The sequence below is a fragment of the Amycolatopsis sp. NPDC051045 genome (genome assembly GCF_040682955.1).
Classification (GTDB): Bacteria; Actinomycetota; Actinomycetes; order Mycobacteriales; family Pseudonocardiaceae; genus Amycolatopsis.
Genome location: NZ_JBFBCC010000028.1, coordinates 30,472 through 45,489 on the forward strand (window position 1 = coordinate 30,472; position 15,018 = coordinate 45,489).

Below are 15,018 nucleotides of genomic sequence, written 5' to 3' on the forward strand. Positions count from 1 at the left end.
TCAGCTCCCTTGGCTACTGCTGGTGGGCTTCCTGGTACTGCTGGTCGGTGACGGGTTCGAGCCAGGTGGTGCCGTCTCCGCCTTCTTCGGGGCCTTCGAGCATGGCGATGTGGCTCATACAGGTGGTGTTGGTGCCGCCGTGCCAGTGTTCTTCGCCGGGCGGGGTCCAGACGGTCTCACCGGCGCGCATGCGGATGACCTGGCCGTCGCGGTTGACGACCAGCCCGATGCCGTCGGTGACGTGGAGGGTCTGCCCGACGGCGTGGGAGTGCCAGTTGGTGCGGGCGCCGGGGGTGAACCGGACCAGGGAGGCCACCAGGCGGGAGGGCGGCTCGGGCGTTTTGAGCATGGTGAGGTAGACGTCGCCGGTGAAGCGCTCGGCCGGGGTCTTGACGGTGTCGTTGACGGGGATGTGCTGCATTGCGGTCCTCCGATGGTCGGACGTTGGAGTGGAGTGGGTGCCGGGGGTCAGCTCTGGAAGACCTTCTTGGCGACGGCCATGGCCGCCATCGCCTGCGGCCAGCCGGCGTAGAAGGCCAGGTGGGTGATCGCTTCGACGAGCTCGGCTTCGGTGTTGCCGTTCTCCTTGGCCAGGCCGAGGTGGTAGCCGAGCTGTTCGGTGTTGCCGTTGGTGGCCAGCGCGGCCACGGTGACCAGACTGCGTTCCTTGGGCGTGAGTCCGGTGCGCTTCCACACTTCGCCGAAGAGGACGTCGTCGGTGAAGTGCACCAGCGCGGGCGCGAAGTCGCCGAACATCTTTTGCGCGCCGGACGGCTCGGACTGGGTGTTGCCGGTCATCATGATTTCCTTTCGTCGATCTTGTTCCAGCGGCGAGTGCCCAGGCCCGCGACCGCGATGAAAGTGGCCGCAGCGGCGACGGCTGCGGCCAGGAACAGGCTGACCCGCAGTCCGGCCGCCGCACCCGCGGGTGCGGCCAGCAGGGCGCCGAAGACGGCGACGGCCAGCGCGCCGCCGAGCTGGCGGCTGGTGTTGAGCAGTCCGCTCGCGGTCCCGGCCCGGTGCGCGGGCACCGCGGCGAGCAGGACCGCGATCACCGGCGGGATCACCGTGGGACCGCCCAGCCCGACGAGAATCATCAGTGCGGCGGTCACCCGGATGGGTGCGGTCGCGGGCAGAAGCGCGATTGCAGCGAGGCCGGCCGTCATCAGCGCCAGGCCGGTCACGACCACGGGCCGGGCACCGGTCGGCTCGACCACACGGGGCACGACCGGGGTCAGCACGAGCCCGGCGAGCATCATCGGCAGGAACACCACGCCGGTGTCCAGCGCCGACAGACCGCGGTCTTGCAGCACCAAGCTCAGCACGAACGGCATTCCGTAGTAGCCGATCATGAACGCGAAACCGATGACCACCGCCACGACCACGGTGCGGGAGCGGAACAGCTCCAGCGGCAGCATCGGATGCGGAACCCGAGCTTCGAGCAGCAGGAACGCGGCCAACGCGACAACGGCGATCCCGAGGGCCGCCAGCACGGACGGCCGCCCGAAGCCGCCTTGACCGGCTTCGATCGCGCCGAAGACCAGGGCGGCCATCGCGAGGGCGCCGACGAGCTGCCCCGCGGCGTCGAACGGCACCCGCTGGTGCTCCGATCGGGCGGCCCGGCGGAGCAGGAGCAACGCCACGGCTCCGGCTGGGAGGTTGATCAGGAAGATCCACCGCCAGCTCACCGTCGTCAGCACGCCGCCCAGGAGCGGGCCGGCCGAAGACGCCGCGGCCCCGCCCATCGCCCACATCGCGACGGCACGGGCCCGGCGGATCCGGTCGGGGTAGGCCTGGGCGATGAGCGCCATGGACGAGGGCATCACGACCGCGGCGGCCAGTCCTTGGGCGAAGCGGAACGCCACCAGCACGCCGAGCTGCGGGGCCAGCCCGCACGCCAGCGACGTCAGGGTGAACACGGCGATTCCGAACCCGAACGCCCGCTTGGCGCCGATCCGGTCGGACAGCGAGCCGGCCGAGAGCAGGGCCGCGGCGAACATGAGCGTGTAGCCGTCGACCACCCACTGCAGGCCCGCGATGCCACCGCCCAGGTCGGCCTCGATGTCCGGCAGGGCGATGTTCACGACGACCGCGTCCAGGGTCACCACGAAGAACCCGAGCAACGCGGTGCCGAGCGTCGCGACGGCGCTGCCGGTGGCCGCGGCGGGATCGGTCGGCCGGGCCGGGGCGGCGGTCTTCTCGAGAGTGGTCACACTTCGAGGGAACGCCCGTTCGCGGCCGCGCGGGAGGTCGCGTCTTTCCGGGTCACGACAGAACCCCCCTCACGGGTTTGACCCCGTCGTACCGTGGGGAGTGTGAACGCCAAGAGCACCGAGGTCCGCGACTTCCTGGTCACCCGCCGGGCCAAGATCACCCCTGAGCAGGCCGGGTTGCAGCACTACGGCGGCAACCGCCGCGTGCCCGGCCTGCGCCGCGAAGAGGTCGCCATGCTCGCCGGTGTCTCCGCCGACTACTACACCCGCGTCGAGAAGGGCAACCTCGCCGGCGTCTCCGACAGCGTCCTCGACGCCATCGCCGGCGCACTGCAGCTCGACGAGGCCGAACGCGTCTACCTGTTCGACCTCGCCCGCGCCGCCAACGCGGCCGGCCGTCCCCGCACGGGTACCGGGCAGCAGCGCCGCCGTTCTCCGCAGCGGGTGCGTCCGGTCGTGCAGCAGATCCTCGACAGCATGACGACGACGGCCGCGTTCGTCCGCAATGGACGGTTGGACATCCTGGCCGCCAACCCGCTCGGCCGCGCGCTGTACTCGCCGGTGTTCGACAGCCCGACGCGCACCAGCGAGGTCTCGTTGCCCAACCTCGCCCGCTTCGGCTTCCTCGACCCCGCTGCCCGCGACTACTTCCCGGACTACGACAAGTCCTGCCACACCTCGGTCGCCATCCTGCGCACCGAAGCCGGCCGCGACCCCCACAACCGCGACCTCTCCGACCTCATCGGCGAGCTGTCCACCCGCAGCGAAGACTTCCGCACCCGCTGGGCCGCCCACGACGTCCGCCTGCACCGCACCGGCACCAAGGACTTCCGCCACCCGGTCGTCGGCGAACTCGCCCTCGCCTTCGAGGCCATGGAGCTGTCCGCCGACACGGGCCTGACGCTGACCGCCTACACGGCCCGCCCCGACACGCCCTCTGCCGAACGGCTCCAGCTCCTGGCGAACTGGGCCGCGACCCTCGCGGGATCGTGAACATCATCGGGGTGAACTCATCAGCTCTGCATGACGTGGACCCATTCAAGGGCCGATTTTGTCGCGAACGCTGCGGAGTTCGCTGCTGGTCACACCGGCGCCGAGCAAGTACTGCTCGACATCGAAGCCGTCGAGCGTCGCCATGACGGCTTCTTCGGCCGTGGTACCGCGGTCCGCGAGGACAGCCTGGATGAGCGGGTCTTGGTCGGCGGTTCCCATGGCAGCGCACAGGGCCTTGAGGGCTTCGGCGGACATGGTGTAGTCCGCGGCGATTGCCCGGGGTTCCACGTCGGCCAGCGCGAGCAGCAGAAGCGTGACCAGCCCGGTTCGGTCTCGGCCGGAGCCGCAGTGGAACAAGACACCGCCGGGATCGGCGTGGGCGATCGCCTTGACGACGGCAGCGCACCGCTCGGCCTTCCGTCGGAGGAAGACGGGATAGTAGAGCGGGGTGCCGTTGAGCTGCTCGCGATTGACGTGCTGCCAGAACTCGATGTCGGCGATGTCGTCGAGCGGAACTTCGAGCCGGTTGACGCCGGCCGGGGTGGCGGGACCTTCCGGGCCGGCAGCGAATTGTCCCGAACCCGCCTGTGCTGTCAACGAAGTTTCCGCCGGCCGGATCTCGTCCGCGTTGCGGAGGTCGACAACCGTGCGGACGCCGGACTCGCGCGCTTGGGCCCAACCTGCCTCAGTGACGAAACGGAGGTCCGCCGCTCTGAAGAAGGCTCCATAACTGGTCATGCCACCGGACCTGGTGGGCAGTCCACCGAGGTCCCTGGTGTTGAAGAAGCCTTCCCAGGTCACTGCTCTGCTCGTGTTCATCGGTCGGTGTCCTTGCCTCACTGATGTTGCCGGTCAAGTCGGGTCTGCACGTATCGACGTTCGACACGCAGGTTGGTTCGTCGTTGCCCGACAAGCCCACCACCGCGTCCAGCACGCCGGTCGCCCACTGCAATTCATGCGAAAGTGTTGTTTGTGTCCCTTTACCTACTGGCCGGGTTCGGTCCGAGGCGCCGGATCACGGAATAAACCCGGTGGGGTCGCGGGTGGTTCCACCGAAAGTGCTTTTGGGGGCGTCAATAGGTGATCTCGAATTGCCGATCATCTCGAACATGCCGACACTTGGTGCATGGAGAGCACGGTTTCCGAACCCGAGACAGTACCGGAGTCCGACGTCCGGTTCCCGATCGTCCTGCGTGGGTACGACCGGCGGCAGGTGGACGAGTACGTGCGGGTCGCGGAGAAGCGAGTGGACCGGCATGAGAAAGCGCGGAGGGTCGCGGAGCGCCGGCTGGCCAAAGCCCAGGTACCCGCGCCCCGGGCTGGGGAACCGGACGATGCCGCCGGGTTGGGCAAGCGGATCGAAAAGATTCTCCAGGTCGCGAAATCCGAGGCCGCGGAGATCAAGGAGCAGGCTCGCAAGGAGAGTGACGCACTGCTGGCGGCCGCGGAGAAGGTGGTGGCCGAGGCGGAGAGCGCTCGTGCGGAGACCGAGCGAGACGCGCAGCGAGACGCGCAACTCATCATCTCCCGCGCGGAAGAGGAAGCCGCCACCATCCGGGCGAACCACCGAGCGGTGCTGGCCCAGCTGAGCCAGATCGTCAACGTGGTCGAGGAACTGCGTGATCGGTTCGGCGGCGAGGCCGAGGGGGAGGATCCGGCTGAGCCGGTCGTCGCCCAGGAGAGTGAAGTCGGCTCCGGATAGTTCCGCAGGGCGGGTGCAAGACGGTCCGCGTTGCGGCCCGGGCTTGGGTTCCTGGGCCCCGACCTGGCCGCAGCGTGCGCACTCACCCGGGCGGCCGCGCTGGGCGCCACCCGCGATGGATGGCGGCCCCGACGTTGCGGCCTCGCGGGTGAACAGTCTTCCGGTTTGGCCGTCGGCCGCGCGGGGCATTTGCAGTGTCGGAATCGACGACGAAGCGATGCATCACGCGGGGCAGGAAACCGGACACGCTCGCCGAGAACCGCTGGTGGATCCGCTGGCTGCGTCGGCGTGTCGAACGCGTCGGGAGATGAGGAGCCGGGCGATGGCGGAATGGGCGGGTGTACCGGCCTTCCCGGGCAAGCCGCTGGCGCAGCTGCTGGACGGGCTGCTCGGCCGGGCGATCGAGGACGTACCCGGGGCCCTGGGCGGCGCGATCAGCGTCGGCCACCGCGAAGCGCCCTTGACGGTGCTGGCCGCTTCCGGCTTGGACGAAACCTTCGTCGACGTCCAGCTTCGCGGGGGTGGCCCGGTGCCCGACGCCGCTCGTGGCGACGATCCGGTGGTGACCGCCGATGTGTTCGCCGACCCGCGATGGCCGGGGCTGACCCGCGACACGGTGCAGCCGTCGTCTCGGGACGGGTGGGGCCGGGTGCGCGGCGTGGTGGCCGTGCCCGGCAGGTGGAGCCATTCCGGGGTGCTGGTGCTCTCGGTCGTGCTGGACCGGCCCGCGACCGGCGACGTGATCGCCACCCTCGGCCGCTACGAGCCGCTGGTCGGCACCGCGCTGGTGGTCGCCGACGCCGGCAGCGGACTGGACGACATGTGGCAGATCCTGCGTTCGCGGGCCGCGTTGGAGCAGGCGAAAGGCGCGATCATGGCGGTGCGGCGGTGCGACGAGGAGGAGGCGTGGGAGACGTTGCGCCGCGGCAGCCAGGATCTCAACGTCAAAGTTCGCGAGCTGGCGGTCGCGTTGGTCGAGCAGCTCGGCCACACGCCGGTCAAAGCCGCGGCGGGCCTGCCCCCGATCAAGCCGGGCGTCGGGGCTCGGCGTGCGGCGGAACAGTTCTGGGCCGCACTCGCCCTCCGGCAAGATGACGTCGGATGACCGATCACCCGGGGGGAGTCCATGGCTCCGGGCTCTCTGCTGAACCGGAAGCCAGGGACTGGGCCACCGGCACCCGGACCGGAGCCCACTGGCCACGTGACTTGCGCCCAGCGTACGTCAGCGGAGGGGGTTGGTGGTGCGATAACGGTGTTGGGTCGGCTGGGGTGCGCCGGCACGTCCGGTGATGTGGGGCTGATCGACCCGGCGACAGGGTCGGGCCGGCTGGTCACCGCACCACGCGGCCGGGTTCCCCGACGCCTCGCGCGTCGGCCCGGCGTCGTCGTGCCGGGGGATGGGGGCGGCCCTTGGTCACCAGCCGGCCGAACGCGCCCACCCACCACCGCGGCGACGAGCCCGCTCACCGCGAAAACCGCCCCCATGCTGCGGTTCGGCGACCCCGCCGAGGTGGCGAAGGCGGTGGCCTTCCTGGCCTTCGACGCCACCTACACCACGGGCGCCGAATTCCCGGTGGACGGTGGCGCCTCCTGGCTCTGAGCACGGTTCGAGCCGTCGGTGTTCCGGCCCGGCCGAGGCGTGGCGGCCAGCCGGGTGAGGGTGGTCCGGCAGACCTTTCCCGTCGGGCCCAGGGGCAGGCTGGGCAGGACGATGAGGTGTTCCGGGAGTTTGACCGGTTCGAGGTCGTGGTGGGTGCGGAGGTAGCCGGTCAGTTCGGCCAAGCCGGGTGGTGGGTGACCGGGGCGGGGCACGATGCAGGCGCACAGGCGTTCGCCGAGGTCGGCGTCCGGGACTCCTACGCAGGTGACCTCGGTCAGGGCGGGGTGGCCGGACAGGCACGTCTCGACTTCGGCCGGGCTGATCGTGCGGCCGCCGCGGAGGATGACCTGCCTGTTGCGGCCGGTCACGTGGAGCACGCCGTGTTCGTCGAGGAAGCCGTGGTCGCCGGTGCGGACCCAGCCGCCGGGGGTGCGGTAGCGGGTGTTCAGCTCGGGATCGGCCACGTAGGACAGGGGCGTCATCGGGCCTCTGGCGCGGATTTCCCCGGACGTGCGGGGCGGTAGCGGCCGGCCGGCTTCGTCGGTGATGGTGATCGTGGCGACCGCCGGGTCGGGACGGCCGTCGACGGCGTTGTGGCAGTTCACGCCGTCGGTCGAGCCGTACACGAGGATGACCGGGGTGCGGAACCGGGCCCGGATCCGCTGTGCGGCCGGTGGTGGCATGGGTGCGCCGCTGGACACCAGCGCACGGAGGCCGCGCGGGCGGCCGGTGGGGTGACGTTCGGCGAGGCGGCTCAGCATGGTGGGCACGCCGAACACGTGCGTGGGCCGGTGTTCGTGGATCGCCCGCAACGCGGCGTCCGGGTCGAACCGCCGTTGCACGATGAGTGTCGCGCCGAGCGCCGCCACGGTGACCGGGATCCCGCACGAGCCGAACGACGACGACAGCGGCACCAGCACCAGGTTCCGCATCGGGGTGTCGTCTCCGTGCAGTGCCCGCACGTACGTCGCGCGTCCCCCCAGGAACGCGTCGTGCGAGTAGGCCACCATCTTCGGTTCGGTCTCCGAGCCGGAGGACACCAGGATGCGGGCCGGGTCGCCCGGTGCCACCGGCGCGGGCGCGGGGCGAGCGGCTGCTCGGGTGGCGAACCGCTCGGGGGCGATCGTCGCCCGCAGGTGGGGCAGGTCGCCGGTCCGCAGGTCGCCGTCGGCCTCCTGGTCGACGAGGAGACCGGTCGCCTTGACGCGGCGGAGGAGGCTCAGGGCATCCCTGCTGCCCCGCCCGGCGGGGAACGGCATGGCTACCGCGCCGATGGCGGCCACGGCCAGCTCGGCGGCGACCGCGTGCCGGCTGTCGACCATCCGGATGCCGATGACGTCGCGGGGGCCCAGCCCGGCGGCGAGCAGGCCGGCCGCGGTGGCGGACACGGCGCGGTCGAGGCCGGCGTAGGTGACCGGGCCGGTGTCGTCGATCACCGCCTGCCGGTCCGGGTGCGCGTCCACGTGGTCGGTGAACGACCGGTGGAGGTCCTTGCCGGGGCTCAGTCCGCGCGTCACCCACGCGCGCCGCAGTTCCGCGGGCACCAGGTCCGGGATCGCGACTCCCGCCGTCGACGTCCACCCGGCGCTCACCCGAACTCCCATGGTGACCGGTGCAGTGCCGCGGTGAAGCGGGGGTCGGTGCCGAGCGCGCCCAGGTCGGTCGTGACGGCCACCGCAGGGATGTCGTGCTCATGCAGGCGGGTCAGCAGCTCCTCGGTCGGCCACCGGCCGGTGTCCTCGTGAAAGGGGGCGGACACGGCGACGTAGCCGTCGGCGGTCCGCAGTGGACGGCGAAACTCCCGGCGCGCCCGCGGAACCGTGCTCGCCGCGGACAGCAGGGACGTGTCGGCGCGGCAGCCGGCGCCGGTGCGTTCCCTGCGGTGGAGCCCGGAGAGCACACCCACCGCGCACACCAGTCCGCCGAGCACGTCGGTGATCGTCATCAGCGACGGTGCGGGTGGCTCGCCGGGCGGGCGCAGCGCGGCGGCGAGCCCGCTGTGCGCCTGCACAACGTAGTCCGTGCCGAGCGGCGGGCGCGGGCCCAGGTGCGGGCCCCAGCCGGACGCCGCCGCGTACACCAGCCCGGGGCGCACCACCGCGAGGTCGGGCGCGTCCAGGCCCCACGCCCCGGCCCGGCCCGGTGCCCAGTTGTGCAGGAACACGTCCGCGCCGGCGACCAGTTCCTTCGCCGCGGCCCGCCCGGCCGGCTCGGTGAGGTCCAGTTCCACCGCGTCCTTGCCGGCGTTCAGCGCCGCGAACCGCGCGGACACCCCGTCGACCAGGGGTGGCACCCCGCGGGCCGGGTCGCCGCCCGGCGGCTCGATCCGCAGCACGTCCGCGCCGAGCAACGCGAGCACGTGCCCCGCCAGCGGCCCCTGCACCCGGCGCGCCGACTCGACCACCCGCACTCCCCGCAGCGGCGCGTCGATGTCGGGATCGGCCGCCGAAGCGCCGGGACCGCCCGGCAAGGGGGTGAAGGTCCACACCGGTACCGGTGGCGCGTCACCGAGGGGGACGACGCTCACGCCGCACGCGGTACCGGCGCGGTCGATCTCCGTGAACGGGTGCGCGGAAAGCACCTCGTGCAGGGCGGCGGGCAGGGGGCAGGTCGCGGTCGCGAACCGGTGCACGAACGGCGGCCACCCCTGCCGCAGGGCCGGTTCCCCGGCCCCCAGCGTCCGCCAGAACCGTTGCCAGTCCTCGGCGCGCAGGGTCTCGATCTCGAACCGGACACCGTCGCCCGACACGAACGGCGGCGGTGTGCCGACCGTGGGAGGTGCCTCGTCCGGCCCGCACACCAGGTACTGGCCGACCGACAACAGCGCGGCCTGGGCGACGGAGGTGCGCACGGCCGGTACCGGCACGCCACGGGCTCGCGCGAACTCCGCGGCGAGCACCCCGGCCGTGGCGAGCACCCCGGCCACCGCGGTCGCGTAGTCGAGGGCCAGGGGTTCGGGCGCTCCCCGCGCCCGGCCGTGGACGTGCATGATCCCGCACGCCGCCTGCACGAGGATCTCGTCGGTGAGCGGCAGATCGACCGGGCCCGCCCAGCCGACGGCCGGTTCGACGGTGGTGTCACCCGCGCCGAGCGCGGCGAGGTGGTCACGGGCGAGCCGGGTCGCCGGGTGGGTGGCCGGCAGGGTCGCGGTCATGCCGGACGCCGGCCGCACACGGTGTAGAACAGGCAGGAACACGCGCGGAAGTCCTCGTGCGCCATGACGTCCCGCACGCGGGCGAGGTCGTCGTCGGAGAACCCGGCCGCGACGAACTCGTCCCGCAGGTGCCGGGTGTGGTGCACGAGCAGCTGCAGGCCGGGGGAGTCGCGGTCCCACAGCGACACGTGCGGCCGCGCCTCGACCCGGTCCAGCCCGGCGGCGGTCATGGCCGCACCCACCGAACGTCCCCAGGTGCCCAGTGCCCCCGCGGTCCGCATCAGCTCGGCCTTGGCGTCGAGGAACCGTTCGTACAGCCCGGTGTCCGGGCCGGCCAGCGCCGGCCCGTAGGCGATGTCGAAATCGTCGAGCTGCAGCCGGCCGCCCGGTTTCAATGCCCGCACCAGCTTGTCGAGCACCGCGAGGCGTTCGGGGAGGTGGAGCAGGACCAGCCGGGCGTGGATCAGGTCGAACCGCCGCTCCGGCAGGGGATCGTGGACGACGTCGTGCCGTTCCACGGTGAGGCCGGGGGCCGCGCGGACGTGCCGGGGATTGATGTCGGTCGCCAGCACCCAGCCCGTGGGGGCGACCCGGCCGGCGAGCCAGTGCGCGATGCTGCCGCCGCCCGCGCCGACTTCGAGGCACTGCCACCCCGGGCCCACGCCGGTCGCGGCGAGCGATCCGGTGGTGGCCGGGTCGTAGGCCGCGGCCAGGCAGCGGTGCTGCTCGTCGCTGTGCGTGTTGTCGTTGTCGAAGACGTAGCGCCGGCCGGCGAGGGTCATCGTGTCTCCATCAGGTCCAGCGTCCGGAACCCGCGGTGGCGGTGTTCCCGGTGAGCGCGGCGAGCAGGGCGGTGCGGCGGACCTTCCCGGTGCCGGTGCGGGGCACGTCCTCCCACGCCAGGACCACGGGCTCGGCCATGGGCGGCAGGTCCGCGACCGCCGCCGACCAGGCCGTGTGGTCCAGCGTGCCGTCGGCGGCGACCACCACCGGCAGGGGCGGGGCACCCGCCCGGCCGAGCACGACGCACTCGACCACGGTGCCGAGGCGGTCTTCGACCGCGTCCTCCACGGCGAGGCAGCTCATCCCCAGCACGGTGTCGACCTCGCGGTCCAGCAGCCGCACGGATCCGGTCCGGCTCAGCACCCCGAAGTCGCCGGTGTTCCACCACGCGTCCGCGCACTTGCCCGCGAACCGCTCGTCCTCGCCGACGTAGCCGAGGCAGCGGGCCGGGGTGCGGACCTGCACGACACCCGGCCGGCCCCGGGGCACCGGGACCAGGGTGGCCGGGTCGACGACACGCAGCCGCGTGCGCAGCGGGATGGCACGTCCGGCGTTGCGCCAGGAGGCCGACTTCCGGCCCAGGAAGCGGAACGTGATCGGCCCGGTCTCGCTCTGCCCCCACCCCTGCATCCACAGCGGACGCCGGCGAGCCGACGCGGCGAGGTAGCTCCGCACCGTCGGCGGGTGCACGGCGTCGTACGTGCTCACGAACAACCGGACGTCCCGGAAGGCGTTGTCCAACCTGGTGGTCAGCGGCTGGAGCCGCACGTAGGCGGTGGGCAGCGCCTCGACCACCGTCGGCGGGTGCGCGCGCAGCACGGGGTCGGCCCGGTCCGGGTCGGCGTCGGTCAGCACCACGATCTTCCGCGGTGCGAGGCACAGCACGCTCGCCGTCCAGCAGAACGTCCGGCCGTGCGCGTAGGCGCTGACGGTCGTCACCGTGTCGCTGCGACGCACCCCGGCCACCGGCACCCGGCCGGCCTCCACCCGGGCGAGGGCCCCGATGATGGTGCGGGTGGAGTGCGCCACCAGCTTGGGGAGACCGGTCGTGCCGGAGGTGTGCATGATCACCAGCGGGTCGTCCGCGCGGGGCCGGACCGGGGGCGGCGCCGTGGCGTCGCGGAATTCGCCGACGTGGGCCGCGCCCGGGTGCTCGCGGTCGACGGTCACCGTCACCCGGCAGGCGGCGGTCAGGTCGATTCCGGCCGAGTGCCCCCCGGCCAGCACGTCCGCGGTCGTGACCAGAACCGCGGGGGAGAGCCGGCCGAGGAGCACGGCGAGCGACTCGGGCGGCAGGGTGCCGGACAGCTTCGCCGGCACGGCGCCGATCCGCACCGCCGCGCAGGCGAGCAGGTCGTAGTCCCAGTGGTTGTCCTTGACGATCGCGACGAGGTCGCCGCGTCGCGCCCCGGCCGCGGCGAGCCAGCCCGCCGCGGTCCGCACCAGCCGGGCGAGCGCGGGCACGTCGTGGGCCGTGCCGGCGTCCGGGGCGATGTCGAAGGGGCGGTCCAGGTGCACGACCGTCGGCACGCCCCGGTCGGCGCACTCGTCGAGCAGCACGCCCATGTCGTCCGGCTTCACACCCGCTCCTTCGCGCGAACCGGCGTCCGGAGGTGGGCGAGCACCCGGGACGCGGTGCGGGCGGCCGAGCGCACCGCGCCCTCGCTGCTGGGGCGCAGGAATTCCCAGTCGCCCGCGTAGTCCACCGGGTACCGGCCGTCCCGGGCGGCGAACCCCGCTCGCAGGCGCAACGCGTCCGGGGTGGCCTCCGGCAGCCCGTGGCGGAACCGGTGGGGGAAGGTCGCCGTGACCGCGTCCGCCAGCCCGGGCACGTACCGTGCCGCGGGCTCGACGAGCGCGGCGGCGACGGTGTCGTCCGGGGCGTCCAGCAGGTCCGGGATCGCCGACGGATGGGTCATCAGGGTGAGCAGGCCGCGGCCCGCCGGTGCGCGGCCGGGGTGTTTGACGTGGTCGGCGATGATGCCGGCGAGCACCGGTTCCCCGGCGGCGGGGGTCAGCAGCGTGTAGAGCCGCTTGCGGGCGGGGAGCCGCAGCGGACGGTCGAGCAGGCAGCTGACCTTCAGCGTCGGGGTGAACGTGCACGCGTCCACGAAGCGGCGCACGGGTTCGCGCTCGTCGGTGTGCAGTTGCGCGGCGATGGGTGCGGGTACGCACAGCAAGGCGACTTTGGCGGTGACCGGGCCGTGGCCGGTGGAGAGTACGGCGATCCCGGCGTCGGCGGCCACGTGCGTGACGGTGGTGCCGGTGCTCACGTCGAGGTCCGCGGCGAGCCCGCGCGCGAGGGTGTCCATGCCGTCGCGGTAGGTGCGCCACGTCGACGGCGGGCCGACGTCGAGCATGAGGCTCACGAACGGCGCCGCTGTCGAGCGTTCCGGTTGCCAGCCGAAGAAGCTGCCGACCACGGGCTGGAACAGGTAGTCGTGGAGGTCGGGGTGGTACCGGCGGGCGAGGGCGGCGACGGTGGTGGCGCCCAGCGGGCTCGCCTCGGGCACGTCGGGGTCGAACCGCCGCCGGTGCCGCGCCGCCCAGGCCAGGAACCGGGCCAGGTCGACCCGGGCCCGCAGCCCCAGCCCGGCGCCGCTGACGAGTCCTCGGTGGTCGGAGACCCCGGGGTGCGCCGCGCCGTCGCGCCACATCGCGATGGGGCCGCCGATCCGGGGCACGTCCGCCTCGGTGATCCCGCTGCGGCGCAGCAGCTCCCACGTCGCGCGGTACCCGCTCGACGGGATCTGTTCCGCGCCTTCGTCCATCGTGTACCCCGCGTGGCGGTGGCTCGCCATGCGGCCACCGACCCGTTGCCGCGCCTCGAAAACCCGCACCGAAAGGCCCGCCCGGGCCAGTTCGTGCGCCGCGGTCAGCCCGGCGATCCCGGCGCCGACCACGGCGACGTCGACGTCCGTCTCCCGTCCGCCGGTCATTTCGTGACCGCCAGGACCAGGTTCGCGGCCACGAGCAGCCCGGCGCCCACCCGGTGGGCGGTGAACCCGATCGCCCGGGCGCGCAGGATGTCACCGCGTGGACCGAATCCGATGCCGAACTGGCGGGCCCGCAGGACGGTGACGGGCAACATCAGCAGGACGAACCACCACGGGGCCACGCCGGTCGCCGACGCGGCCGCGCCGAGGAGGAATTCCGCCACGGACAGGGCCGCGATGAACCGCCGGTTGCCGCGGGGAGTCGTCAGCGCGGCCACCGTCGGCCGGCCGGCCGAGCGGTCACCCGCGATGTCGTTGGTGTTGGAGTACACGCCGAACAGCAGCGGCCCGAGTCCGAACAGCAGCGCCTGCACGAGCACGAAACCGTCGAAGCGGCCGGTGATCAGGCCGTAGGGCGCGAGCACCATGACCCACCCGAGTGCGGCGATGTACGCCTCCTGGAAGCCGTGGTAGCTGATCTTCAGCCCGTAGGAATACTGGATGCCGAAGACGAAGTTGGCCACGATCAGCCAGACTGTCCACTGTGGAGCAGATGGCGCGGTCGCCACCGCGACGGCGAAGACGGCGGCGCCCGCGAAGGCCGTGAGCCATCCGAACCGCACCACCTCGCGTTCGGTCAGCGCTCCGGTCACGAGGGGTTTGCGCCGGGCGCGGCGCAGGGTCGGATCGGCTTGGTAGTTGGCGGTGTCGCTGCCGTCGCGGTAGCCGGTGAGGTCGTCGAACGCGACCAGCGAGGCGGTCATGAGGACGGCGCCGAGCCCGAACAGGCCGAGCGTCACCAGCACCGCGAGGTCGACGGCGGCGATCGGCACCAGGACGGCGGACAGGACGACCGGCAGGCTCAGGTAGTAGTCGAACACGTCGAGTTTCGCCAGCCGCGCGTAACTGACGAGCTTGGCCTCGCGTGCGGTGGACGGTGCCGCCCGGACGGTGCTGCCGGTCATCGGGCAGCCTGCTCACCCATCGCGATGAGCGCGGCGAACGAGTGGTCGCCACCGTAGTCGATCACCTGTTCGTCGACGACCTCGGCGCCCGGCAGCAGCCGTACGTAGTCCTCGAGCGTGCGCAACCGCGACCACCTGCTCACCGGGACGCCCGCGTGCTCGTACTCGATGAGCGTGAGGTACCGCGTGGACGCCGCGATCACCCGGCAGGCGTCGGCGAGCCGGCGCTCGTCGAGCACGTGCATCAGGACCCACACGCACACCGCGGCGTCGTACCGTTCGCGGGGCGGGGACATCCGGTCCGCCCGGACGCATTCGAACTCCACGGCAGGCAGGTGGGCGCAGGTGGCGCGGGCCTGGTCCAGCATCGCCGGCGTCATGTCGATCGCGTGCACCCGTTCGGCGTGCGCCGCGATGACCGGGGTCAGCCGTCCGATGCCGCAGCCGATTTCCAGGGCACGCCGCGGCGGCCGGCCGAGGCGGTCCGCGACGAGCTCGAGCTGTTCGGCCACGACGGCACGGGTCCGCGCGGTCACGCCGGCGTTCAGGCTGTCCGGCTGGGAGGCCCGCATCACCCGGCGCAGGCCGGTTCGCCGCGCGCGCTCCCGCCATTCGCCGGCGATCTCGTCGTCGGTGACGGCTTCGATGCGGCCTGGCGTGCCTGCCATCGTG

14 protein-coding genes and 1 pseudogene are annotated in these 15,018 nt (G+C 72.7%); 4 read left to right on the forward strand and 11 right to left on the reverse strand.

Annotated elements, in window-relative coordinates:
- Positions 1–13: 13 nt before the first annotated feature.
- From AB0M80_RS38625 to AB0M80_RS38635, 3 genes are read right to left on the reverse strand one after another with little or no spacing between them, the layout of a single operon-like run.
- Positions 14–421, reverse strand: a complete 408-nt coding sequence (locus AB0M80_RS38625; protein ID WP_364574859.1) for a cupin domain-containing protein — start codon at positions 419–421, stop codon at positions 14–16.
- A 47-nt stretch (positions 422–468) separates the two neighbouring features.
- Complete coding sequence (locus tag AB0M80_RS38630) at positions 469–798, reverse strand: carboxymuconolactone decarboxylase family protein (RefSeq protein ID WP_364574861.1); 330 nt, start codon at positions 796–798, stop codon at positions 469–471.
- The gene (locus AB0M80_RS38635) at positions 798–2,213 is read right to left on the reverse strand and encodes an MFS transporter (RefSeq protein ID WP_364574862.1); all 1,416 of its coding nucleotides are present in this window, start codon (positions 2,211–2,213) and stop codon (positions 798–800) included. Before AB0M80_RS38635 ends, AB0M80_RS38630 begins: the two co-directional genes overlap by 1 nt.
- Before the next feature lie 102 nt (positions 2,214–2,315).
- Here AB0M80_RS38635 and AB0M80_RS38640 point away from each other — a divergent pair, with 102 nt between their 5' ends.
- Positions 2,316–3,206 (forward strand): helix-turn-helix transcriptional regulator, encoded by an 891-nt coding sequence (locus AB0M80_RS38640; protein ID WP_364574863.1) that lies wholly within the window; start codon positions 2,316–2,318, stop codon positions 3,204–3,206.
- 45 nt (positions 3,207–3,251) lie between these two features.
- On the opposite strand, the gene AB0M80_RS38645 is transcribed toward AB0M80_RS38640, so the two are convergent.
- Complete coding sequence (locus AB0M80_RS38645; protein ID WP_364574864.1) at positions 3,252–4,025, reverse strand: tyrosine-protein phosphatase; 774 nt, start codon at positions 4,023–4,025, stop codon at positions 3,252–3,254.
- A gap of 307 nt (positions 4,026–4,332) precedes the next feature.
- Here AB0M80_RS38645 and AB0M80_RS38650 point away from each other — a divergent pair, with 307 nt between their 5' ends.
- From AB0M80_RS38650 to AB0M80_RS38660, 3 genes and pseudogenes are all read left to right on the forward strand, one after another.
- Positions 4,333–4,908 (forward strand): hypothetical protein, encoded by a 576-nt coding sequence (locus AB0M80_RS38650; protein WP_364574865.1) that lies wholly within the window; start codon positions 4,333–4,335, stop codon positions 4,906–4,908.
- A gap of 322 nt (positions 4,909–5,230) precedes the next feature.
- Positions 5,231–6,013, forward strand: coding sequence for an ANTAR domain-containing protein (locus AB0M80_RS38655; protein WP_364574866.1), 783 nt, complete (start codon positions 5,231–5,233; stop codon positions 6,011–6,013).
- Between the two features lie 384 nt (positions 6,014–6,397).
- Positions 6,398–6,508 (forward strand): annotated as a pseudogene (locus AB0M80_RS38660) (SDR family oxidoreductase); the annotation flags it as partial.
- Here AB0M80_RS38660 and AB0M80_RS38665 read toward each other — a convergent pair.
- The 7 genes from AB0M80_RS38665 to AB0M80_RS38695 are packed head-to-tail and all read right to left on the reverse strand — an operon-like array spanning position 6,457 to position 15,014.
- Entirely contained in the window at positions 6,457–8,100 is a 1,644-nt protein-coding gene (locus AB0M80_RS38665) for a fatty acid--CoA ligase family protein (protein WP_364574868.1), read from the reverse strand. The pseudogene AB0M80_RS38660 and the gene AB0M80_RS38665 overlap by 52 nt on opposite strands.
- On the reverse strand, positions 8,097–9,662 hold the full coding sequence (locus tag AB0M80_RS38670) for a CoA transferase (protein WP_364574870.1): 1,566 nt from the start codon (positions 9,660–9,662) through the stop codon (positions 8,097–8,099). The genes AB0M80_RS38665 and AB0M80_RS38670 overlap by 4 nt, the downstream gene beginning before the upstream one ends.
- The gene (locus AB0M80_RS38675; protein ID WP_364574872.1) at positions 9,659–10,444 is read right to left on the reverse strand and encodes a methyltransferase; all 786 of its coding nucleotides are present in this window, start codon (positions 10,442–10,444) and stop codon (positions 9,659–9,661) included. The genes AB0M80_RS38670 and AB0M80_RS38675 overlap by 4 nt, the downstream gene beginning before the upstream one ends.
- A gap of 10 nt (positions 10,445–10,454) precedes the next feature.
- Positions 10,455–12,011 carry an AMP-binding protein gene (locus AB0M80_RS38680; RefSeq protein ID WP_364574947.1) on the reverse strand — a complete coding sequence of 519 codons (1,557 nt, stop codon included), beginning with the start codon at positions 12,009–12,011 and terminating at the stop codon, positions 10,455–10,457.
- 11 nt (positions 12,012–12,022) lie between these two features.
- Positions 12,023–13,384, reverse strand: coding sequence for an NAD(P)/FAD-dependent oxidoreductase (locus AB0M80_RS38685; RefSeq protein ID WP_364574874.1), 1,362 nt, complete (start codon positions 13,382–13,384; stop codon positions 12,023–12,025).
- Positions 13,381–14,346 carry a UbiA family prenyltransferase gene (locus AB0M80_RS38690; protein ID WP_364574876.1) on the reverse strand — a complete coding sequence of 322 codons (966 nt, stop codon included), beginning with the start codon at positions 14,344–14,346 and terminating at the stop codon, positions 13,381–13,383. Before AB0M80_RS38690 ends, AB0M80_RS38685 begins: the two co-directional genes overlap by 4 nt.
- Positions 14,343–15,014: a class I SAM-dependent methyltransferase gene (locus AB0M80_RS38695; protein ID WP_364574949.1), complete on the reverse strand. Its 672-nt coding sequence runs from the start codon at positions 15,012–15,014 to the stop codon at positions 14,343–14,345. The genes AB0M80_RS38690 and AB0M80_RS38695 overlap by 4 nt, the downstream gene beginning before the upstream one ends.
- Between the last annotated feature and the right edge of the window lie 4 nt (positions 15,015–15,018).